This is a genomic window from Hymenobacter cavernae, assembly GCF_014641455.1.
Lineage (GTDB): Bacteria > Bacteroidota > Bacteroidia > Cytophagales > Hymenobacteraceae > Hymenobacter > Hymenobacter cavernae.
Genome location: NZ_BMHT01000003.1, coordinates 458,204 through 481,336, shown reverse-complemented (window position 1 = coordinate 481,336; position 23,133 = coordinate 458,204). Strand labels below are relative to the sequence as shown.

Here is a 23,133-nt window from a genome sequence, read left to right as displayed (position 1 = left end):
TTCTCAACATACTGCCATGAATGATCTGCACCTCCGCTCCGATATTATGGTGTATTCGGCTGACCAGCAGCTCCAGTTGTTGGTGGAGGTGAAAGCTAGGCCGCTTCATCCGGTGAATGAATTAGATCTGGAGTGGTCTTATGAGGTACGTAGTGAATACGGACACTTTGACTGCTACTTTCTGTTGGTCACTCCGGAACGTATGCTTCTGTTTACGCCCGGTGAGCTTGGTAAAGGCAGTGAAGTGTTTAGCGCTGATTCAACGGCTGTGCTAAGCCGTCAGCTGGATACGAACCGCTTCCCTTTGCGGCAGTTGGACGGGGTAGAGCTAGCTTCCCTAGTTTACTCCTGGCTGATGTTTACGCAATTCAAATCTGAGGAAGAGCTGTTGGCAGATCCGAATCAGCAATGGGTGGTAAAGTTGGGTTTGCACGCGGCCATATTTCACGGCGATATTCAACAAGAAGCCGCCTAGATGAAGGTATATGCCGAGTCTAATTTTATCTTGGAGCTAGCCCTCAGCATGAGCAAAGCGCATGTGAGCGGTTGCTGCAAGCCGCCGAACAAAACGTCTTGCAGCTCCTGGTACCTGTTTATTGCTTAACGGAAGTCTTTCAAACATTGGGCAGCAGGCGGATAGAGAGACTGGCGGCCGAGCAATTTGTCCGACAGGAAATGAAGCAGCACCTACGGGAAACCGGAGTTGTTACAGCTGATATGGAACGTCTTGGCAGCTTATTACGCGAGCTATTATTAGCTCGAACTAAGTCGCAGACAGCAAGCTTGTTTGCTACAACTGAGAGGATTTCTCGCGTAGCAACTCTTTTGCCTCTTATCACAGAAGTCCTGGTTGGTGCAAAAACTGCCCAGCGCATTCATACCTTAACTCCGCAGAACGCTTTGGTTTATGCCTAAATAAAGGCTGATCTTACAAAAGGAGAAAGTAGTACCAGTTTGTTCGTTTCGCGGAATGAAGCGGACTTTAAAAAGCCGGAATTACTGAGTGAATTACACGGTTACGGCTGTGAGTATTTTAGTAGCTTCTCGGCTACTATTGGTCGCTTGCGACTTAGTTAATGAATAGTCCTTCCAACCACCTAGGTCGGGAGAGAGGTACAAGAACAATAACCGTGGCCCCTGCCACACCCTTTATGTCAGAAGAGAAAAACCCCCAGGACCCAAACCACGAAGAGCAGCCCAACCTGTTTGGTGCTGGCGACTCCTTTGAGTTTGGGGCCGAGCCGGCTGCTCCGGCAGATGCCGACTTTGCCGCTGAAGAAGCGCAGCTTGTGGTAAGTGAAACCGGCGAGCTGCTGGCCGAATCGTCGGCGGAGATTGAAACGGTAACCGAGCCGGAGCCAATTGTCGAAGCAACGGAAGAAGAACCTAGGTTTGCTCCCGGCGAAACGATTCACGATGTAGCAACCGTGAACGGCATGTACCAGAACTGGTTTCTGGACTACGCCAGCTACGTGATTCTGGAGCGGGCGGTGCCGGCCATTGAAGATGGCCTGAAGCCTGTGCAGCGGCGTATTCTGCACGCTATGAAGGAGATGGATGATGGCCGCTTCAACAAAGTTGCCAACGTCATTGGCCAGACGATGCAGTATCACCCGCACGGCGACGCAAGCATCGGCGACGCCATGGTGAACCTAGGTCAGAAGGATCTGCTGATTGAAACCCAGGGCAACTGGGGCGACATCCGCACCGGCGACGGCGCGGCGGCTCCGCGTTATATCGAGGCCAGGCTCTCGAAGTTTGCGCTGGATGTGGTGTTCAACCCCGACATTACGGAGTGGCAGCTGAGCTACGACGGTCGCAAGCGCGAGCCGGTTACGCTGCCCGTCAAGTTTCCGCTGCTGCTGGCGCAAGGCGTAGAAGGTATTGCCGTCGGCCTGAGCACCAAGATTATGCCCCACAACTTTCGCGAGTTGTGCAAAGCTAGCATTGATGTGCTGCGTGGCCGGGATTTCGAGCTATACCCTGACTTCCCGACGGGCGGCCTCTGCGACATCACCAACTACAACGGAGGCTTGCGCGGCGCCAAGCTGCGTCTGCGCGCTACCATCGAGAAGGTCGACAAGACCATGCTCGTCATTCGCGACATTCCCTACGGCACCACCACCACGGCGCTGATGGAAAGTATCGTGAAAGCGTCGGAGGCTAACAAGATCAAAATCAAGAAGGTAGTCGACAACACGGCGGCTGACGTTGAGATTCAGGTGCACCTGCCCGCAGGCGTGTCGCCGGACCTGACGATGGATGCACTTTACGCCTTCACCGACTGCGAAATCAGCATCTCGCCCAACACCTGCGTTATCATTGAGGATAAGCCGCACTTTGTAGGCGTGGAGGATATGCTGCGCCTGAGCACCCAAAAAACGGTGCGGTTGCTGGAGCGCGAGCTGGAAATCCGGCAGGACGAATTGCAGGAGAAGTGGCACTCAGCTTCTTTGGAGAAGATCTTCATCGAGAACCGCATCTACCGCAAGATCGAGGAATGTGAGACGTGGGAAGACATTCTCGCGACTATTGACCTAGGTTTGAAGAAGTTTGTGCGCATTGATGGCGAGAAGGTGAAGGCCAACGACACGCGCATTGTGCTGCGCCGCGCCATCACGGAAGAAGACCTCACGCGCCTAACAGAAATTCGCATCAAGCGCATTTCCAAGTACGACGGCTTCAAGGCCGAAGAATATATTCTGCGCCTCGAAGCGGAGCTAGCTGAAGTGGCCGACCACCTGGCCAATATCACGCGCTACGCTATTCAGTACTTTGAAGGCTTGCTGAAAAAGTACGGCCAAAGCCGCGAGCGGAAAACGCAGCTACGCACCTTCGACGTGGTGACGGCCCAGAAGGTAGCCGTGGCTAACCAGAAGCTCTACGTCAACTACCAGGATGGCTTCGTCGGCTACGGTCTCAAAAAAGACGAAAAGGCCGTTACGGTTTGCGACTGCTCGGACCTGGATGACATCATCGCTATTCGCCGCGACGGTTCCTTTATCGTGACCAAGATTGCGGAGAAGACCTTCGTGGGCAAGGACATTCTGCACGTCGGCGTTTACAACAAGAACGACGACCGGCTGGTGTACAACATGATCTACCAGGACGGCGCCTCGGGCATCAGCTTCGCTAAGCGCTTCCTCGTCACCGGCATCACCCGCGACAAAGCCTACGACCTCACCAAGGGCACGAAAGGTACTAAGACATTGTACCTCACGGCGAACCCTAACTCCGAGTCGGAAATTGTGATGATACAGCTGTCCGACAAAGCGCCGGCCCGCGTGAAGCAGTTCGACTTCGACTTTGCCGAGCTAGCTATTAAAGGGAAGGGCTCGATGGGCAACATCGTGACCAAGCAGCCCATCAAGAAAATCACGCAGAAAAGCCGCGGCGACTCGACCCTAGGTGGGCGCGAAACGTTCTTCGACGAGGTAACGGGCCGCCTGAATACCGCCGGACACGGCCGCTACCTAGGTGCCTTCGACACGGACAATACCATTCTGCTGGTGCACAAAGATGGTACTTACGAACTCAAGTCGCCTGATCCGGCGCACCACTTTGATGTGCCTAACATCATGCTGATGCGCAAGCTGGAAGCCGATACGGTGATCAGCGCGGTGTACGTAGAAGGAGAAACAAAAACTCACTACGTAAAGCGGTTCAAGGTAGAAACCACCACGTTAGACAAGCGCTTCGCCTTCATTTCGGAAAGTAAAGGCTCGAAGCTCTTGTGCGTCACTTGCTTTGCCGAGCCGCAGGTAGAAGTGAAGCTCCAGCGCGATAAGAAAGCCGACAAGGAAACGGAAACGCTTCTCTTGCAAGAGTTTATCGACGTTAAAGGCTGGAAGGCGATGGGCAACAAGCTAGCTTACTTCAAGATTCACGCGGTGAACCTGCTCACCGACGAAGGCCCGGAGCCCGAACGCCGGGAAGCCGCCAAGCGCCGCGGCCCCGCCACCATTCCGCGACCAACACCAGCCGCCACTACAGCCGCCGATTTGCCGGAGTTGGCCGGGCCAGTGGAAGTAACGGCCGAAGAGGTGGCGCAGTCACAAGCGCTGCTGCGGCGCCCCAAGTCGCAGCTCAAGTTGTTCTAGCAAATGCAGAGCCCCGGCAACGAAACCGGGGCTCTTCTTTGCGTGTCCTGGTCTGAGAAAATCTAGGTTTTATAGGGGCGTTTTCTGGCTTGTCGTTCCAATTATAGTATGCCACTGCGTTGCTGTCATTTGCTGCGAAGATTGCTGTTGCTGGCTCTGCTGGCCGGGCAGAGCAGTGCTTTCGCGCAAACGCAGGCAGAGGCTGCCAAGGCCCCGACTGATGGGCAAAGTTTGCAACCCAAAACGCCAGCTGCCGTGCTCGACTTGCCCAAGCTGCTGGCTGAAGCCCGGAGCCTACAGGAGAAATACCGCGAATCGGAGGCCTTGGCGAAGTTTGAGCAAGTGCTTGGCAAGCTGCCCGGCAACTACGAGGCGCTGTGGTCAGCGGCCGTGCTCAGCGTCCGCATTGGCTCGCGCTACACCGACGAAACCCGGAAAGCCGCTTATTTTGCCGCCGCCCGCCTCTACGCCAATCGTGCGCTGGTCGTGAGCCCCGAAGGTGCCGAAGCCAACTACGCGGCCGCTTATGCTATTGCTAATCAGGCTACTCTGCTAGGTATGCGGCAGTACTTGCTGGCTTACCGCGAGATGAAGCCGTATGTATTTCTGGCCGTTGCCCGCCGTCCCGACTGGGCCGATGCCTGGCAGCTGCTCGGCCGCTGGCACTACCGCGTCGACCATTACAACATCATGGAGCGAATCTTTAGCCGGTTGTTCCTCGGCGGAACGCCCAGTGGGGCCGGCAGCCGCAAAGCCATCGACGCACTAAAGCGGGCGCACGAGCTTGACCCCAAGCGCATTCAATTCTGCTACGATCTGGCGCGGGTATACCGCAATCAGGCGCAGTTTACCAATGCCCGAACTGTGCTGGAAGAAGCGTTGAAGATTACGCCGGTGACCAGCGAAGAGCTGGAGATGAGTCGTCGGAGCCGCCTATTGCTTCAGCAGCTCAGGCGCAGAGCCCAGCGCAAACATCAACTTATCGAGGTGAGCCCACTAGGTGCCGACCAGCCGCAGCCGCAAGTCAACAAATAGTAGAAGCTAGGTTCCTGATCTGAATCTAAAGCTAGGTAGCCTAAAGGTCTCAGTAAACTAACAAACTAACGTACGAGCGTATCTTTACCTATTCTTTCACTTGCCTGATCTGTTATCGTGGCTTTTTCACGCGCTGCTTTTCTGTTTTCTGGGGTAGTCGCTGCCGCAGCTTCGGCCTGCGACCGGACGCCTACCGAGCGGCCCGATAAGATGGTTAACCTAGCTACGGTGCAGAGTGGCCCGCAATTGCAGGCGCAGGAGCTGGAAGGAGCCATTGCCCGTCAGCCCCAGAACGCTTCCCTTTACGCCCGGCGTGCCAGCTTTCGCCTCGCGGCCGGCCAGCTGGGCGCTGCCCTGGAAGACATCAACCGGGCTATTGACCTGGATGACGAAGAAGGGGAGTTCTATTTCATCAAAGCGCGCACGCTACGCGGACAAAACCGGTTGGCGGCAGCCTTGGAAGCCGCCGAAACCGCTGCGCAGCGAGGCTTTTCGTCGCCCGAGCTGAACCTGCTGGTAGGCGAGGCCAACCTAGCTTCCCGGCACTATGAAGCCGCCCTGGAGCAGCTAGATCGTACACTCCGCCAGGAGCCTGACCATGCTGCCGCTTTATTCTATAAAGGCTTGGCCTACGCCGCCGTAGCTGATACCGTGCAAGCCCTCGACTACCTGCGCGCCAGCCTTGCCCGTGAGCCGCACCAGCCGGAAATCCTGCATCAGCTGGCTTTCCTCAACAATGCTTATCGTCAGCCGGCGGCAGCGGCGCTCTATTCTGCTCGAGGCTTGCGCGTAGCACCTAGGTATGCGCCGCTTTGGTACGACCACGGCCGGCAGTTTGAACTACAAAGTCTACCGGATAGTGCGCATCGGTGCTATAGTCGTGCTATTCAGTTTGATACCACGTTTTACCGTGCGGATTACCGTTTGGCGCTGGCTGCTTACCGGCATCACCAATACGCGGCCGTAGTTCCGCATCTGCAACGTGCCCTGCGTCGTGCGCCAAGGTTACAGGATGCCCGGCAGATGTTGGCTGAGAGCTACGAAGGCCTAGGTCAACATGCCGAAGCATTGGCACAATACCGGCTGCTGGTGGCCGAAAACCCCGGTAATCGGCATTGGACGTACAAGGTCTGGAAGGTACGGGGGCAGGCTCAGCGGCAGCAGAATGACACGTTTGGCATAGAAGCGCAACCGTCGGATGCGTCGATACTGCAAGAATAAAGTATCCCTCGAATACCTAATGCACTAAGAAACTGCCAACAGTTACTGTTTAGCTTTTTGGGAATTTCTAGGCCTGTCCTCTCTGTTAGAAACCTAGCAAGGCCAGAGCTCTAAGCATCAAGCTTGTTTTGCTTCCTCAAAATCCGCCCTAAGCTGCTAACTTGCGGGCCTGTGCTTGTTTTTAGTAACCTCTCAATATGATTGATATTACGCTCCCCGACGGTTCCGTGCGCCAGTTCGAAGCCGGTGCATCGGGCTATGATGTGGCTGCCAGCATCAGCGAAGGCCTGGCCCGCAACGCTTTAGGCGTGCGCGTAAACGGCGAGGTTCGCGACCTAGCTCGCCCAATTACGGAAAATGCCAAGGTAGAAATCCTGACCTGGAACGATCCGGCCGGCAAAGCTACTTTCTGGCACTCCTCGGCCCACTTGCTGGCCGAAGCTTTGGAGGCACTGTATCCAGGCGTGAAGCTAGGTATTGGTCCGGCCATTGAAAATGGATTCTACTACGACATCGACCTAGGTGAAGGCCGCACGATTTCGACGGATGATTTCCCAAAGATCGAGCAGAAAATGGTAGAGCTGGCCCGGAAGAAAAGCCAGTACGTGCGCCGCGAAGTGCCAAAAGATGAGGCTATTGCCTACTTTGAAGAAAAAGGCGACCCGTACAAGCTCGATCTGCTCCAGAACCTGGAAGACGGCCAGATCACCTTCTACACCCAAGGCGATTTTACGGACCTCTGCCGCGGACCGCACCTACCTGATACCAGCTCCATTAAAGCGGTAAAGCTGATGAACGTTGCCGGTGCTTACTGGCGCGGCGACGAAAAGAACAAGCAGCTGACCCGCATTTACGGCATTACTTTCCCCAAAGCCAAGGAGCTGGCCGAGTACCTCGAAAAGCTGGAAGAGGCCAAGCGCCGCGACCACCGCAAGCTAGGTAAGGAGCTGGAACTGTTCGCGTTTTCGGAGAAAGTGGGCGCAGGACTACCGCTGTGGCTGCCCAAAGGCACGGCCCTTCGTGAGCGGCTGGAGCAGTTCATGCGCAAAGCCCAGGTGAAGGCCGGCTACCTACCCGTAGTGACACCGCATATTGGGTCCAAAGAGCTGTACGTAACCAGTGGCCACTACGAAAAGTACGGCGCTGATTCGTTTCAGCCCATCAAGACGCCAAACCCCGGCGAGGAGTTCTTCCTCAAGCCGATGAACTGCCCGCACCACTGCGAGATCTACAAGACCAAGCCCCGCTCGTATCGCGACCTGCCGTTGCGCCTGGCGGAGTTTGGTACGGTGTATCGCTACGAGCAAAGCGGCGAGCTGCACGGTCTGACGCGCGTGCGTGGCTTCACCCAGGATGATGCGCACATCTTCTGCCGCCCAGATCAAGTAAAAGAAGAGTTTACGAAGGTTATCGACCTCGTACTCTATGTGTTTCGTGCCCTAGGTTTCGAGGATTATACGGCGCAAATATCGCTGCGTGACCCTGAGAACAAAGCCAAATACATCGGCACCGATGAGAATTGGGCGCTGGCTGAAACGGCTATCCAGGAGGCCGCCGCTGAGAAGGGGCTGCCCACCGTAACGGAGCTAGGCGAAGCCGCCTTCTATGGTCCGAAGCTCGACTTCATGGTACGCGATGCCCTAGGTCGTAAGTGGCAGCTCGGTACCATCCAGGTCGACTATAACCTGCCCGAGCGCTTCGAGCTAGAGTACGTAGCCCCTGATAATTCGCGGCAGCGCCCCGTGATGCTGCACCGGGCGCCGTTCGGCTCGCTAGAGCGTTTTGTGGCAGTCCTCATCGAGCACTGTGCCGGCAATTTTCCGCTGTGGCTCTCGCCCGAGCAGTTTGCCGTACTCCCGATTTCGGAGAAGTACCAAGACTACGCTCAGCAAGTGTACGACCGCCTGATACAGGCTGAGCTGCGCGGCAGCATGGATAATCGCGACGAGAAAATCGGCCGCAAAATCCGTGATGCTGAAATTGCCAAGATTCCTTACATGCTCATTGTAGGGGAGAAGGAGCAGGAAAACGGCATCGTTTCCGTGCGTAAGCATGGCGAAGGTGATGTAGGCAGTATACCCATTGACGCCTTTGTGCGTAGCTTCCAGGGCCAAGTAGCAGACATGATGGAGGGCAAAGTTGTTGCCTGAGCATCTTGATTTTGTGTAAACGCAGCCTGCCGCCAGCAAGCATTTACCAGCAAAATCTAACAAAACCGGTAAGCCTGCCGTTTGTATTAGGAAACAGACGGCAGGCTTACTTGTCGTAGAGAATGGAAATTCAGCGTAAAAGCTAGCTTGAATGCTTAACTTGTTGCGTATGAGCCAGAATCTAATTGTCATGTTCTAAGGCAATTTTATATAGCGGCTTTTTTAGATTGCAAAAAAAGCCGGATATTTGCCCGCTGATTAGGATGGCTGGTTTACTGGTTATCCTAGCTTCAAATTAAATTATCTGTTCACCTTTCAGAAGGAGACCCAACTCATAGCAACTCCGAATCGTCGCTACGTTCCCCGTACTCAGGTGGAGGAGCCGTTCAAGATCAACCAGAAGATCACGGCTCGTGAAGTACGCTTAGTCGGTGAAAACATCGAACAGGGCGTTTACTCCATTGACCAAGCCCGACGCATGGCTCAGGAGCAAAACCTTGACCTGGTAGAGATTTCACCCACCGCCGTGCCACCGGTGTGTCGCATCATTGATTACTCGAAATTCAAATACGAGCAGAAAAAGCGCACCCGTGAAATGAAGGCAAAGGCCACGAAAGTGGTCGTTAAAGAAATTCGTTTTGGTCCTAACACCGACGAGCACGATTTCGCCTTCAAGCTCAAGCATGCGCAGGAGTTCCTGAAAGAAGGTGCTAAGATCAAGGCATACGTACACTTCGTAGGTCGCTCGATTGTGTTCAAAGAGCGCGGCGAGATTCTACTCCTCAAATTTGCTCAGGCTTTGGAAGACTTAGCAAAAGTAGAGCAGCTTCCTAAACTCGAAGGCAAGCGGATGTTCCTGTATCTGGCGCCTAAAGTAGCTGTAGCCACGGCCAAGCCGAAGCCTGCTGCTCCTAAGGATGCAGCCCCAGCTCCTAAAGAAGCTCAACCAAAGGAAGCTCAATAGAATTATTGCCCTGCTTCTTACGTTGGCTTACTCCAAAAGCATTTCCTTTTTCTCAATTTATACCACAATGCCAAAAGTAAAGACGAAATCCGGTGCTAAGAAGCGGTTTACGCTCACCGGCTCGGGCAAGGTGAAGCGGAAGCACGCCTTCAAAAGCCACATCCTCACGAAGAAGACGACTAAGCAGAAGCGTGCTTTGACACACGTAACCTTGGTTAGTTCGGCTGACATGAACCGTGTGAAGGATATGCTGAATATCTAAATGACTCAACTTCTGAAGGTTACTTATTTAACCCTAGGTAATACTTCTACAATTAGTAGTTCAGTCATTTAATTTTTTAACCAGGTGCCCGGTTTATAAGACAAGCTTGTCACCGGTCGCCAAAAAAAGTAGGTTATGCCAAGAAGCGTCAATCACGTGGCCTCGCGCCACCGTCGCAAGAAAGTAATGAAGTTGGCGAAGGGCTATTTCGGCCGTCGCAAAAATGTTTGGACCGTTGCTAAGAACGCAGTCGAGAAAGGCCTGCTCTATGCCTATCGCGACCGTAAGACCAAGAAGCGTGAGTTCCGCGCTCTTTGGATTCAGCGTATCAACGCCGGCGCCCGCGAGCATGGTTTGTCTTACTCGCAGTTTATGGGCGGCTTGAAAAGAGCTGGCATCGACCTGAACCGTAAAGTTCTGGCTGATCTAGCTTTGAATCACCCAGAAGCTTTCCGCGGCATTGTGGAGAAGATCAAATAGCTTTAACGTACGCTGATAAAAAAACCGCTTAGCCAATTTGGCTAAGCGGTTTTTTTGTGTTTTGTTTTTAGCTTAATAGAGGTTGCTAATGTCAAATATCTTTGGCATTACGAGGGCTAGTTTGGTAAACTGCCAAGCCAAGCTTCTGCTTCTACGCTGGTAGCAAAGCGCTTAAAAACAAACTCGGCGGGAGCTTGCATGATTACTGTTTGGGTCGACAAACGATGCATTGGGTTGCTGCCATCTACAATGGCGCAGTATTCGACACGTACCTGCTTTATGGCACGCGGAATCCAGTCGTGGGTGAGCCAGTGCTGAGCCGCCGCTGGTAGTGGCTGACGTTGACCGTGCTCAGATAAGATCTTACGCGAGTTTGTACTGTCCAATAATGATAACGTCTGCTCGTAGAAAACTTGCAACTCGGTTAACTGGATGCGTTCTGAACTCCAGGTTAGTTGTATATAGCCCTGCGAGCAGTAGTATATACTGCCTACAGCGTTCGTAAAATGAGGGATTTTAGGAGAGCGGGCGTAGAGAACAGGTATCAAAGCGGCAGGCAAGTCGGTTGCGGTATGCAAATAAGCCCAGAGCAAATACCCTGCGTGACTTGCTGTTATTTAAGATCAATTTTAAAAAATTTAGATTCCTCTGATAATGCCAAAGTGATTTGGCATTATCACGAAGCAAGAAAGCAAAAATGCAATGCGTCAAGCGGTTTGCTCCAGGCGGCTCTGCTACTGTTGAGCTAGCATGGCATCGCGCATTAGCATTTTCAGGGATGTCGTGTAACTTCCAAGCATCTTCTTCTACAACCCTACTAGTTTAGCTCACGTTTTATTTCTTTTATCAAGAAGGGAACAATTTCAAAGAGGTTTAGTGCAACTTTCATTAACTGGAAATCAGTCAGCGTTTCTATTTAACACGGCTATTCGTGCTGAGGTATTTATAACTGCCCAATCGGCAGCTAGTGCATCGACTGCCACTCAGATCTGTTGCCTAAGTATCACCTTGCCTACACCTGCCAGATACGTTTTTCAAGCAGATGATAAACCTGCTCACCCGCCAGCAGGTACCAAAAAAGAGATTTTGCGCCTCTAAGTCCCTTGCGAAGCGGGTGAATAACATACTTATCAGCTACATTGATGCTTAGAAGTATGCTGATGCCCGTGAGTGATCCTACTTTTACTACCGACCCCTTACACAACCAACAAAACACGTATGAAACAAACAGTCCTGATAACTGGTGGAGCTGGCTTCATTGGATCACACCTAGCAGATGAGTTGCTAAACCATGGATACGCGGTAAGAGCCTTGGATAATCTGTCGGAGCAAGTGCACGGAAAAGATTGTGTACGACCCGATTACTTGCACGAAGACGTGGAGCTGATAGTGGGTGATGTTCGCGACCCAGAAGCTGTAGAGCGTGCTTTGGAAGGTGTAGAGGCAGTTTTTCACTTCGCCGCAATGGTGGGAGTGGGCCAAAGCATGTACGAAATCAAAGAGTACACCGAAGTTAACAACGTCGGAACTGCCGTGCTGCTGGAGGCTCTGATTAAGAAGCCAGTGAAGAAGCTAATCGTAGCTAGCAGCATGAGCATCTATGGCGAAGGACTTTATAAAAACGCGGCCGGTAAGCAAATAATGGCTACTGAACGCCCGCTGGAGCAGTTGAAAGAAGGTAATTGGGAGCTTCTTGACGCCAAGGGGCAGACGCTGCAACCTATTCCGACCAACGAAACAAAGTTGCCGTGCCTGTCGTCGGTGTACGCACTGTCGAAATACGACCAAGAGCGCATGAGTCTGATGGTGGGGCGCGCTTATAATATTCCGACCGTTGCCATGCGCTTTTTCAACGTGTATGGCACGCGGCAGGCGCTTTCAAACCCGTACACGGGAGTGCTAGCTATTTTTGCTTCGCGCCTGCTCAACGGCAATGCGCCGATGATTTTCGAGGATGGGCAGCAGCAGCGCGACTTTGTGCACGTGCGCGATGTGGCCTTGGCTTGCCGCCTAGCTTTGGAGAAAGACGAAGCTAATGGCCAGGTATTCAACGTGGGAAGTGGTAATAACTATACCATCAGCGAAATATCGGAGCGGCTTGCAAAGGTGCTAGACAAGGCAGACCTGATGCCCCAGATTACGGGTAAGTACCGCGTCGGCGACATTCGTCATTGCTACGCCGACATCTCCCTCGCCAAGGAAAAGCTAGGTTTTTATCCGCAGGTAGAATTCAATAGTGGCCTGGAAGAGCTAGCTTCTTGGTTAGAAGGGCAAATTGCTTACGACCGTGTCAACGAGGCTAGCGCTGAGCTAGCAGCTCGCGGCCTGACGGTTTAATGCAAGCAATGCTTCTTCTAAAATACTGAAGGATAAGAACATGAATAATTCTGTAACCGCAGAGCAAAAGGAAAGTCATCCTCTTATTGGCATTGTAGAATGGTTTCAGCCGGGTAAGTACGAGCGTGTTACGCAAGTGCTAAGTGATTTGAAGGAGCTTGGCGTCACGGAATTACGTACCGGCGTCTCCTGGGCTGATTTTTATGCAGAAGGCGGACGGGAGTGGTACCAGTGGCTGTTGCCAACCCTCGCGAAAGAAGTGAAGGTATTGCCTTGCTTCTCACAGACGCCGCCTTCGCTGGGCGTGCGCCCCAAAACCGCTGCGCCGTTGGTGCAGCCCAAACAGTACGCCGACTTCCTAGATATATTCATTACCGAACTAGGGGAGCACTTCGAGTGGGTGGAACTGTGGAATGAACCAAACAACCGCGCCGAGTACGACTTCACGCTTGATTTCGGCTGGTTTAAGTTTGCCGAAATGGTAGGTGGCGCAGCTTACTGGGCGAAGCAGCGCGGCAAGAAAACCGTGCTAGGTGGTATGAGCCCCGTCGACCCAAACTGGCTGCACACGATGTTTGAACACGGCGTGATGCAGCACATCGACGCGGTTGGCATTCACGGCTTCCCCGATGTGTACGATCAGCAGTGGGATGGCTGGGAAGCTAACCTCGCTGCCGTGCGCCAGGTGCTGGAACGACACAATTGTCCGGCTGAGCTGTGGATTACGGCCGCTGGTTTCTCGACTTGGCAACACGACGAATTCAAGCAGTTGCAGGAGTTCAGAAGCGTGCTCAGGGCGGAGGCTAGCCGAGTATATTGGCACAGCGCCTATGACCTAGCTCAACCTACAACAGGCGGTGTTGATGAGCGAGCTTATCATTTTGGCTTGAAGCACACTGATGGCACTTCCAAGCTGCTGTATCGGCTGTGGGCGCAACACGGCATTGCCGGACTTTACAACCCAAGCTACATTAAGCAGGACTTTTCTTTTGGTAGTGAGCCTTATACCCTGATAACCGGCGGTGCTGGCTTTGTGGGCACCAACCTAGCCAAGCGGCTGCTAGAAAGTGGCAAGCGGGTGCTGGTGTTCGATAGCCTAGTGCGGGAAGGAGTGGAGCGGAACCTGAAGTGGCTGCACGACACCTACGGCGACCGGCTGGAAGTATACGTGGGCGATATCCGCGACTTGCAAACGGTGAAGCGCGTGATGCACAACGCCGAAGCCGTGTTCCACTTCGCCGCGCAGGTGGCCGTTACGACTTCGTTGGACCTGCCAATCAACGACTTCGAAATAAACGCGCGCGGCATTATCAACGTGCTGGAAGCTATTCGGGCGCAGGATAACCCGCCGCCGTTGGTATTTACCTCCACCAATAAGGTGTATGGCGGCCTCGAAGATTTGCACTTTGTGCCAAACGGCTCGCGCTATCACCCAACTGATAAGAACATCAAAGCCAACGGTATCAGCGAGCAGCGGCCGCTGGACTTTCATAGCCCGTATGGGTGCTCGAAAGGCACAGCTGACCAGTATGTTATTGATTATGCTAGGTCGTATGGATTGCCGGCTGTGGTATTCCGGATGAGCTGCATCTACGGGCCGCACCAATACGGCAACGAAGATCAGGGCTGGGTGGCGCACTTCGCTATCCGTGCCATTGAAGACAAGCCCATCAACATCTACGGCGACGGCAAGCAGGTGCGCGACATCCTGTTTGTTGAGGACTTGGTTGACGCTTTCTTGCTCGCTCAGCAGTACATGCCACAGCTTTCGGGGCAGGCTTTCAACATTGGCGGTGGTGTTACAAATACCGTCAGCTTGCTGGAGTTGCTGGATACCATCGGCGAATACAAGGGCGAAAAGATTCCGCTCTCCTTTGGCGATTGGCGCACCGGTGACCAGCACTATTACGTGTCAGACATTCGCAAGTTCCGACAGGCCACCGGCTGGTACCCTAGGCACAACGTGCAGCAGGGCGTTGCCAAGCTTTACACATGGCTGTGCGAAAGCCGCGGCCTGGAAGCACCTAGGTTGCTGCCAGTGGAGATGATAGAAGAGAAGAAGGAAACAACCCAAAAAGTAGCCATAGTCTAATGCAAAGTACCCCCTCTGCGGCGCAGAATACGACAGCTGAAATAGGAGCAACTACGAGTCGAGCGGCTGTTATTACGTCGCCGCAACACGTTGATATAAAAGAAGTGACGTTGCCGGTGCCACAAGCCAGCCAAGTGCGTTTGCGCCTAGAAGGCTGCGGCTTGTGCGCCTCCAATATTCCGGTGTGGGAAGGGCGCGAGTGGTTCTCTTACCCCATCGAAGCCGGAAACCCAGGCCACGAAGGTTGGGGCGTTGTGGATGCGGTAGGCGAGGGCGTAACCGACCTAGCTGTTGGCGACCGAGTCGCCGCACTTTCCTACCACGCCTACGCTGAATACGACCTAGCCGACGCCGATAAGGTAGTGAAGTTGCCATCCGAGCTAGCCAATCAGCCTTTCCCCGGTGAGCCCTTGGGCTGTGCGATGAACATCTTTCGGCGGAGCAACATCGAGGCGGGTCAAGCGGTGGCTATCCTTGGTATCGGCTTTTTGGGTGCATTGCTCGTGCAGCTTGCCAAGCATGCCGGCGCCCGAGTCATTGCCGTTTCGCAACGCGAGTATTCGCTCGACATCGCCAAGAAATGCGGCGCTGACGAAGTGGTAAAAATGGATGACCACTATCAGATCATCGAGAAAGTAAAAACCCTCACCGACGGTACGTTCTGCGAGCGGGTCATCGAATGCACCGGTAAAGAGTGGCCGCTGAACCTAGCCGGCGAACTTACGGCGGAGCGCGGGCGCCTCATCATTGCGGGTTTTCACCAGGATGGTATGCGCCAAGTGAATATCCAGCTTTGGAACTGGCGCGGCCTCGACGTCATCAACGCCCACGAGCGCGACGCCCAGGAGTACGTGAAGGGCATTCGGGACGCGGTGGAGGCAGTCACTCAAGGCGTGCTGAAACCTAGCCTGCTATACACGCACACCTATCCGCTCAGTGACCTCAAGCAAGCTTTTGAGGACCTGACGGGTCGCCCCGATGGTTTTGTGAAAGCTCTTATTACGTTCTAATTGTGTCTGATTCTCCTTCTAACCTAGCGCAGCATACCACTGCCGCTTCCGTTACCAAGCCCAAGCTAGGTTTTCTAGGTGTGGGCTGGATTGGCCGTAGCCGCCTGGAAGCCATTACCAAACAAGGCTTAGCCGAGGTAGCCTACGTGGCCGACCCGGTACCGCAAAACACGGAGGCTGCTATCCAGAGTGCGCCCGCCGCCGTGGAAGTTGATTCACTGGACGCCATCTTGGCGCAGCCAGAGCTAGCCGGGGTTGTAATTGCTACGCCGAGTGCGCTGCACGCTGAACAAAGCATACAGGCATTACAAGCCGGCAAATCGGTTTTTTGCCAGAAGCCTCTAGGGCGTACCGCTGCCGAAACTCGCCAAGTTGTCGCTGCCGCTCGCGCCGCCAATAAGCTGCTTGGGGTAGACCTTTCGTACCGCTACATCCGAGCGATGCAGGAGGTTTGCCGCGTGGTGCAATCGGGTGAGCTAGGCACCGTATATGCGGTGGAGTTGGTATTTCACAACGCTTATGGCCCTGATAAGCCGTGGTTTTACGACCCCAAGCTTTCGGGTGGTGGCTGCGTGGTGGACCTAGGGGTGCACTTAGTGGACCTAGCTTTGTGGTCACTAAACTTCCCGCAGGTGCAAAGTGTAACAAGTGCACTTTTCTCCAAAGGCCAACCGCTAACGAATCCGGCGGAGCAGGTAGAAGATTATGCTACCGCTAGCATCGCCCTAGCCAGCGGTGCCCACGTGCAGCTGACTTGCTCTTGGAACTTGCCGGCCGGGCAGGAAGCCATTATTGGCGCTACGTTCTATGGGACGCAAGGCGGTGTTGCGTTCCGCAACCTCAACGGCTCCTTCTATGATTTTGCGGCGGAGCGCTACTATGGCACCCGTACCGAGCGCCTCAGCTCGCCGCCCGATGAATGGTCGGGGCGAGCTGGCGCGGTGTGGGCGGAGAGGCTAGCTCAGGGCGAGAGCTATAGCGAAGAAGCGGAAGAGTTTGTGCGCGTCGCTGAGGTGTTGGATAAGATCTACGGGCGGGCCTAGCATGAGCGCCGCGCTGCCCCGAAGCATCTTGATGACCGCTGATACGGTTGGCGGTGTGTGGACGTATGCCTTGGAGTTGATCAGAGGGCTGGCACCCTACGGAACGCACGTTGCTCTCGCCACGATGGGCGCTCCGCTCAGCGAAGCCCAACGTCAGCAGGTTGCCACCATCGAAAACCTGACCCTCTACGAAAGCACCTACCAGCTGGAGTGGATGGACAACCCTTGGGACGACGTGAGCCGCGCCGGGCAATGGCTACTCGACCTAGCCTCCAAGCTAAGTCCTGACTTGATTCATCTCAATGGCATGGCCCACGGCAGCCTAGCTTGGGGTAAGCCGGTGTTAGTGGTCGTGCATTCGTGCGTGCTGTCGTGGTGGCGGGCGGTGCTCGGCGAGGATGCGCCTATTAGTTGGGATACGTACCGGGAGTGGGTCAGCCGGGGCCTACGCGCTGCTAATCGAGTTGTGGCACCTACCGAAGCCCTACTTACCGAAGTAGAGAAGTTGTATGGCCCATTTCGTGCGTCATCAGTTGTCTACAATGGTTGCGACCCACAACACTTCCGCCCCAGCGCGAAGGAGCCGTTTATCCTGAGCATGGGGCGGGTATGGGACGAAGCCAAGAACATTTCCTTGTTAGCGAGCATCGCCGCTAACCTGCCCTGGCCCGTGTACATCGCCGGCGATGCTACACACCCTACTACGGGTGAAACACTCGCGCTGCCAAACGTACATGTCCTAGGTAAGCTCTCAGCCACCGAAGCCGCAGCGTGGCTTAGTCGCGCCGCTATCTACGTGATGCCCGCCAAGTACGAGCCTTTCGGGCTGACGCTGCTGGAAGCGGCTTTGTCGGGCTGCGCGTTAGTCGCTGGGCGGATCGGTACCCTGACCGAAGTGTGGGACGACGCAGCTGCTTACGCGAATCCGCAGGATGCGCAGGCGCTCCAAACGGTGCTGCTACATCTTATTGAGGATGATGCCTATAGAAAGAAGCTAGCAGACCTAGCTGCGAAGCGTGCCCAACGCTACACTGCTGCGCACATGGTGCAGGCGTATCATCACCTTTACCAGCAGTTGCTAGCTGGTGAAGCAACACCTGACTTTACAGAACCTAGCTTTTTGGCGCCACCCACGGTGTTCTAAACTGGAACTCAGTGAGGTTCAACTTTCTACTTCTTCCCCCATGAACATAACCCTATTCTACCACTCTATTCTTTCGGATTGGAACCACGGCAACGCTCACTTCCTGCGCGGCATCGTGCACGAGCTACAAAAGCGTGGTCACCAAGTGAAAGTGTACGAGCCGCAGGGCGGCTGGAGCTTGCAAAACCTGATTGAAGGCTACGGCGAGGAAAAGCTGGACGAACTCAAGCAGTATTACCCTAACATCAGCACCAACTTCTACACACTCGACACGCTCGACCTGGATGAAGTGCTGCATGGTGCTGACCTAGTGCTGGTGCACGAATGGAACGACCACGAGTTGGTACGGCACGTAGGCGAGCACCGCACCTCCCACAACTACCAGTTGCTTTTCCACGACACGCACCACCGCGCCGTGACCGAACGCGAAAGTATGGCCAAGTACGACCTCTCGCACTACGATGGTGTGCTAGCCTTCGGCAACGTAATTCGGGAGCTGTACCTGCGCGAAGGCTGGACGCAACGCGCCTGGACCTGGCACGAAGCCGCCGACACCAGCGTGTTCTACCCCCACGAGCGCCAGGGCGACTACGCCGGCGACCTAGTATGGGTTGGCAACTGGGGCGACGAGGAGCGCACTGCCGAGCTGCACGAATTCTTGATCAACCCGGTGAAGGAGCTAGGTTTGAAAGCCAAGATCTTCGGCGTACGCTACCCTGAGCACGCCCTCAAAGCCTTGGCTGATGCCGGCATCGAATACGGCGGCTGGCTACCCAACTACAAGGCGCCCGAAGAATTTGCCAAGTACAAAGTGACCGTGCACGTGCCACGCCGGCCCTACGTGGAGGCCCTACCGGGCATCCCGACCATCCGGCCGTTTGAGGCTCTGGCTTGCGGCATTTCGCTCATAACTTCGCCCTGGGATGATGCCGAACACCTGTTCGCGCCCGGCGAAGACTTTCTAGTGGTGCGCTCCGGCGCCGAAATGAAGGAGCAGTTGCAAAGCCTGCTCTCTGACCCGGAGAAAGCCGCCACGCTGGCGCAACACGGCTTGCAAACTATTCTAGGCCACCACACCTGCGCGCACCGCGTGAACGAGCTGGAAAGAATCTGCCTGGAGCTAGGTATCGACCAAGCCAAAGTTATCCTTCAAACCCCCGCTGTGGTATGAACTCCCGTAAACTGAACATTGCCTTTTTTGGCTCCAGCTTAGTATCGGCTTACTGGAATGGTGCCGCTACGTATTACCGCGGCATCGTGCGCGCTTTGCACGAGCGCGGCCACCAAATAACCTTCTACGAGCCCGACGCTTACGACCGGCAGCAAAACCGCGATATCCCCGACCCGGAGTACGCTAAAGTAGTAGTATACGAAGCCACGGAAGAAGCTGCGCACCGCTGCTTGACCCAAGCCGAAGCCGCCGACCTTGTGGTGAAAGCCAGCGGCGTAGGCGTGTTTGATGAGCTGCTAGAGCGTGAAGTGCTGAAGCTCAAAACTGATGAGCGGATGGTCATCTTCTGGGACGTCGATGCGCCGGCTACCCTCGACCGGGTGCACCACAACGCGCAAGACCCCTTCCTGCCGCTCATTCCGCAGTACGACCTCATCCTGACCTACGGCGGTGGCGACCCGGTTATTCAGGCCTACGAAGCTCTAGGTGCTCAGCGTTGCGTACCCATCTACAACGCCCTCGATACCACTACGCACCACCCTGTAGCACCTGAGCCGCGCTTCGCCTGCGATCTAGCTTTCCTTGGCAACCGCCTGCCCGACCGCGAAGTGCGGGTGGAGGAGTTCTTCCTGAACCCCGCTGCCGCCACGCCCGACAAGCGCTTTATCATCGGCGGGAGCGGCTGGGGCGATAAGCCGATGTCGTCCAACGTGACCTACATTGGCCACGTGTACACCAAAGACCACAACGCCTTCAACTGCACGCCTAAAGCGGTACTCAACATCAGCCGCGAGAGTATGGCGCGCTATGGCTTCTCGCCGGCTACGCGCGTATTCGAAGCGGCCGGTGCCGGCGCTTGCATCATCACCGATTATTGGGAAGGTATCGACTTCTTCTTTGAGCCTGAGCAGGAAATCTTGGTGGCAAAGAGTGGGACAGAGGTAGCCTCAATCCTAGCTGGTCTGACTGACGAACAAGCGAAGGCTATTGGACAGGCTGCTTACCAAAAAGTGCTGTCGGCACACACGTATAATCACCGCGCCGAGCAGCTGGAGCAGCTCCTATACACCAAAGTAAACCAGCAAGCCCTGGCTTTAAGCGGAGCTTCGGTAACTGACAAGTAGATGGTTAGTAGTGAGGGGTATACGTTCTTGGTCTTTATCAAGATATAAGCCCTTACTGCTAGATTCTAAGCTCTTTCTAAAGCATGAATATTGTAATCTTAGGCTTGTCGATTACCTCTAGTTGGGGCAATGGGCACGCGACTACTTTTCGGGGCTTGGTGCGCGAGTTGACCCGTAGCGGGCACGACGTTTTGTTCTTGGAACGCGACGTGCCGTGGTACGCCAGTAACCGCGACCTGCCCAACCCCGACTACTGCCAAATGGAGCTGTACGCCTCGTTCGATGACCTGAAAGCTAGGTTCACCGAGCCAGTGCGCGAAGCCGATATGGTTATCGTCGGCTCCTACGTGCCGGAGGGCGTACCCGTGGGTGAGTGGGTCGTGCAAACGGCGCAAGGCATCAAGGCGTTCTACGACATCGACACGCCCGTGACCCTAGCCAAGCTGGAGCGCGGCGACTTCGAGTACCTGCACCCTAGCCTTATTCCAAAGTACGACCTTTACCTGTCGTTCACTGGCGGCCCCACGCTCGACTTGCTGGAGCAGAAGTACGGCTCGCCTATGGCCCGTGCCTTCTACTGCTCCTTCGACCCGGCGCTGTACTTCCCCGAGCCGCAAGAAACCAAGTGGGACATAGGCTACCTCGGCACCTACTCCGACGACCGCCAGCCGCCCCTCGAAAAGCTCATGCTCGACGCCGCCCGGCAGTGGCCGGAAGGCCGCTTCGTGGTAGCCGGGCCGCAGTACCCCGCCTCGGTACAGTGGCCCGCCAATACCGAGTACATCAGCCACCTGCCCCCGGCTGAGCACCGCGCATTCTACAACGCTCAGCGTTTTACCCAAAATATCACCCGGGCCGACATGATCCGGGCTGGCTACTCGCCCAGCGTGCGTCTGTTCGAAGCGGCCGCGTGCGGCACGCCCATCATCTCCGATTATTGGGACGGGCTAGATTCGCTGTTTGCGTTCGATACTGAAATCCTGGTTGCCTACTCCGCCGCCGACACCCTTCGCTACCTGCGCGAAATGAGTGAGACGGAGCGGCAAGCCATGGGCAAACGAGCTCGGCAAAAGGTGCTGGCGCAGCACACGGCCGCGCACCGGGCACAAGAGCTAATCCAATATGCCCGCGAACTAATGACCGTATAAAGGTCAGAGTCAATCTAAAACGTCATGCTGAGCTTGCCGAAGCATCTCGCGTGCAGTGGTAATCTTAACCGCTTACACGAGCGAGATGCTTCAGCAAGCTCAGCATGACGTTCTAACAATACTACACTACCATGAACATTCAAGAAGAGATACAGCAGCTAGGTCCGTGGTTTCACAACCTGCACTTGCCCGGCGGCATGCAGACTGCACCCAACCACGCTCTAGGTAATTTTCCGGCTTTTAAGTGGCGGGATCTGGAAAACAGCATCCCCGCTGACCTTACCGGCTGGAACGTGCTGGATGTAGGTTGCAATGCCGGCTATTATTCCTTGGAGCTAGCCAAGCGCGGCGCCAACGTGCTCGGCATCGACGTAGACCCGCACTACCTGCGCCAAGCCGAATGGGCGGCCCGACAGCTAGGTCTGGAAGACCGCATTACGTTGCGCCAGATGCAGGTCTACGATGTGGCGCGCCTTGACCAGCAATTCGATCTTGTTTGGTACATGGGCGTGCTCTACCACCTGCGCTACCCGTTGCTTTCACTCGATATTCTGTCGCAGAAGACGCGCCGCATGATGGTCTTCCAAACGCTGACCATGCCCGGCACGGAAAGCGAGGAAGCGCCCGAAGACTTCGACTTAGATGATCGGGCCCGTATGCAAGCGCCCGCTTGGCCTAAAATGGCCTTTATCGAAAAACGAATGGCTGGTGACCGCACCAACTGGTGGGCACCCAACCACGCCTGCATCGAAGCAATGTTGCGCACTTGCGGCCTGCGCGTGACGCAGCGCCCCGGTCACGAGATGTACATCTGCGAGGTAGACGAACCGTTGCGCCAGTCGCAGCAGTGGAACGAGTCGGAATACCTATCGGCAGTAGGACTGGATTGGCATAACGCCGTGCAGGAAAAGGTAAAGAACAAAAATCTGTATATGGGAGGCTAGAATTTGGCGGCTGGCGAACAGCTACCTAGGTTGTTATCGGAAAAGCGCTGATGCTAATAAGACGTTGCCCCGTATTGGTGAACCAGGTGGTTCAGCCAGCACGGGGCAACGGATTTTAAATGCAAATAGGAGTGAGATTGGGTCGTCAGGCAGGCGCAACCCAGTAAGAGGTTTGCCGCAAGCGCTGACGGATGATGACGGACTTACGTCTTAGAAGATAAACCAGCGGTGCTTTTTAGCGGTCTTGTCTTTGGCACGGGGCACGAGGGTCATGTTTTCGGTAGTGCCGCCTTTTACTTGCACTTCCTCGTCGGTGTAGCCCCCGTAGCCGTATTGCAGCGTAACAGGCTGATTAGCTGGTACGCGCAGCAGGTATTCGCCCTTCGAATCGGTGCTCACGCCGTAGAAGCTGCCTTTTTGTAGTATAGTGGCGCCAACGAGTGGTTTGCCTTCTTCGTCGAGAATGCGGCCGCGCACCGTGGCTACGCGCAGCAAGCTGGCCGAGCTTTCCGTTTCAGCGGCTGCCATAGGTGCCGACGATTCGGCGGTGGGGCGGCTGGAACCGGCGAACACGGCGCTGCCTACGAGAGCGGCACCTACGATCATCGTAGCGGCGCGCTGACGGAAACGCTGCGGCTCGGTACGAATCAGGTCGAACTGGCGCTGCACCCAACCTACGGGTCTCACATCGTGACCTAGGTTCTTCATTTCGTGGAAGCGACGCAGTGTAGCATCGGCTTGCTGGCTGTTGGCTTTGATGTAAGCATCAACCAGCTCCGTGTTCTTGCTGGAGAGGTCGCCGCGCAAGTATGCGTCGCGGTAAGCAGGTAGAAGTTGGCCAGTAGTAGCGTGGAAGGGGGAAGCGTTGAGTTTCATTTTGGGAAAGTGCAAATAGAGTATGAAGAGAA

At 55.1% G+C, this 23,133-nt stretch carries 20 protein-coding genes; 18 read left to right on the top strand and 2 right to left on the bottom strand.

Annotated features, from left to right (window positions below):
- Positions 1-16 precede the first annotated feature (16 nt).
- From IEX74_RS10250 to rplT, 9 genes are all read left to right on the top strand, one after another.
- Complete coding sequence (locus tag IEX74_RS10250; protein ID WP_188813720.1) at positions 17-475, top strand: hypothetical protein; 459 nt, start codon at positions 17-19, stop codon at positions 473-475.
- 71 nt (positions 476-546) lie between these two features.
- Positions 547-915, top strand: a complete 369-nt coding sequence (locus IEX74_RS10245) for a hypothetical protein (protein WP_188813718.1) — start codon at positions 547-549, stop codon at positions 913-915.
- Between the two features lie 236 nt (positions 916-1,151).
- Positions 1,152-4,100, top strand: a complete 2,949-nt coding sequence (locus tag IEX74_RS10240) for a DNA gyrase/topoisomerase IV subunit A (protein ID WP_188813716.1) — start codon at positions 1,152-1,154, stop codon at positions 4,098-4,100.
- Between the two features lie 141 nt (positions 4,101-4,241).
- The gene (locus IEX74_RS10235) at positions 4,242-5,135 is read left to right on the top strand and encodes a tetratricopeptide repeat protein (RefSeq protein WP_229755193.1); all 894 of its coding nucleotides are present in this window, start codon (positions 4,242-4,244) and stop codon (positions 5,133-5,135) included.
- Positions 5,136-5,252: 117 nt separating this feature from the next.
- On the top strand, positions 5,253-6,356 hold the full coding sequence (locus IEX74_RS10230; protein ID WP_188813712.1) for a tetratricopeptide repeat protein: 1,104 nt from the start codon (positions 5,253-5,255) through the stop codon (positions 6,354-6,356).
- Between the two features lie 197 nt (positions 6,357-6,553).
- A complete protein-coding gene (gene thrS / locus IEX74_RS10225; RefSeq protein ID WP_188813710.1) occupies positions 6,554-8,506 on the top strand; it encodes a threonine--tRNA ligase in 1,953 nt (650 codons plus the stop codon).
- 334 nt (positions 8,507-8,840) lie between these two features.
- On the top strand, positions 8,841-9,470 hold the full coding sequence (gene infC / locus IEX74_RS10220; protein WP_188814116.1) for a translation initiation factor IF-3: 630 nt from the start codon (positions 8,841-8,843) through the stop codon (positions 9,468-9,470).
- Positions 9,471-9,537: 67 nt separating this feature from the next.
- Positions 9,538-9,732, top strand: coding sequence for a 50S ribosomal protein L35 (gene rpmI, locus IEX74_RS10215; RefSeq protein ID WP_086593416.1), 195 nt, complete (start codon positions 9,538-9,540; stop codon positions 9,730-9,732).
- Positions 9,733-9,867: 135 nt separating this feature from the next.
- Positions 9,868-10,212 carry a 50S ribosomal protein L20 gene (gene rplT / locus IEX74_RS10210; protein WP_188813708.1) on the top strand — a complete coding sequence of 115 codons (345 nt, stop codon included), beginning with the start codon at positions 9,868-9,870 and terminating at the stop codon, positions 10,210-10,212.
- 116 nt (positions 10,213-10,328) lie between these two features.
- On the opposite strand, the gene IEX74_RS10205 is transcribed toward rplT, so the two are convergent.
- Positions 10,329-10,790 (bottom strand): hypothetical protein, encoded by a 462-nt coding sequence (locus IEX74_RS10205; RefSeq protein WP_188813706.1) that lies wholly within the window; start codon positions 10,788-10,790, stop codon positions 10,329-10,331.
- A gap of 640 nt (positions 10,791-11,430) precedes the next feature.
- On the opposite strand from IEX74_RS10205, the gene IEX74_RS10200 reads away from it, so the two are divergent.
- From IEX74_RS10200 to IEX74_RS10160, 9 genes are all read left to right on the top strand, one after another.
- Positions 11,431-12,549, top strand: coding sequence for an NAD-dependent epimerase/dehydratase family protein (locus IEX74_RS10200; RefSeq protein ID WP_188813704.1), 1,119 nt, complete (start codon positions 11,431-11,433; stop codon positions 12,547-12,549).
- A 40-nt stretch (positions 12,550-12,589) separates the two neighbouring features.
- Positions 12,590-14,641: an NAD-dependent epimerase/dehydratase family protein gene (locus IEX74_RS10195; RefSeq protein WP_188813702.1), complete on the top strand. Its 2,052-nt coding sequence runs from the start codon at positions 12,590-12,592 to the stop codon at positions 14,639-14,641.
- Complete coding sequence (locus IEX74_RS10190) at positions 14,641-15,651, top strand: MDR/zinc-dependent alcohol dehydrogenase-like family protein (protein ID WP_188813700.1); 1,011 nt, start codon at positions 14,641-14,643, stop codon at positions 15,649-15,651. Before IEX74_RS10195 ends, IEX74_RS10190 begins: the two co-directional genes overlap by 1 nt.
- 2 nt (positions 15,652-15,653) lie before the next feature.
- Entirely contained in the window at positions 15,654-16,694 is a 1,041-nt protein-coding gene (locus tag IEX74_RS10185; protein ID WP_188813698.1) for a Gfo/Idh/MocA family protein, read from the top strand.
- Positions 16,695-16,725: 31 nt separating this feature from the next.
- Positions 16,726-17,838 carry a glycosyltransferase family 4 protein gene (locus tag IEX74_RS10180; RefSeq protein WP_188813696.1) on the top strand — a complete coding sequence of 371 codons (1,113 nt, stop codon included), beginning with the start codon at positions 16,726-16,728 and terminating at the stop codon, positions 17,836-17,838.
- Between the two features lie 40 nt (positions 17,839-17,878).
- Positions 17,879-19,009, top strand: a complete 1,131-nt coding sequence (locus IEX74_RS10175) for a CgeB family protein (RefSeq protein WP_188813694.1) — start codon at positions 17,879-17,881, stop codon at positions 19,007-19,009.
- Positions 19,006-20,133: a CgeB family protein gene (locus IEX74_RS10170; protein WP_188813692.1), complete on the top strand. Its 1,128-nt coding sequence runs from the start codon at positions 19,006-19,008 to the stop codon at positions 20,131-20,133. Before IEX74_RS10175 ends, IEX74_RS10170 begins: the two co-directional genes overlap by 4 nt.
- 83 nt (positions 20,134-20,216) lie before the next feature.
- Entirely contained in the window at positions 20,217-21,281 is a 1,065-nt protein-coding gene (locus IEX74_RS10165) for a CgeB family protein (protein ID WP_188813690.1), read from the top strand.
- 131 nt (positions 21,282-21,412) lie between these two features.
- Complete coding sequence (locus IEX74_RS10160) at positions 21,413-22,225, top strand: TIGR04290 family methyltransferase (protein WP_188813688.1); 813 nt, start codon at positions 21,413-21,415, stop codon at positions 22,223-22,225.
- Positions 22,226-22,435: 210 nt separating this feature from the next.
- On the opposite strand, the gene IEX74_RS10155 is transcribed toward IEX74_RS10160, so the two are convergent.
- On the bottom strand, positions 22,436-23,101 hold the full coding sequence (locus tag IEX74_RS10155; RefSeq protein WP_188813686.1) for a carboxypeptidase-like regulatory domain-containing protein: 666 nt from the start codon (positions 23,099-23,101) through the stop codon (positions 22,436-22,438).
- Positions 23,102-23,133: the final 32 nt, after the last annotated feature.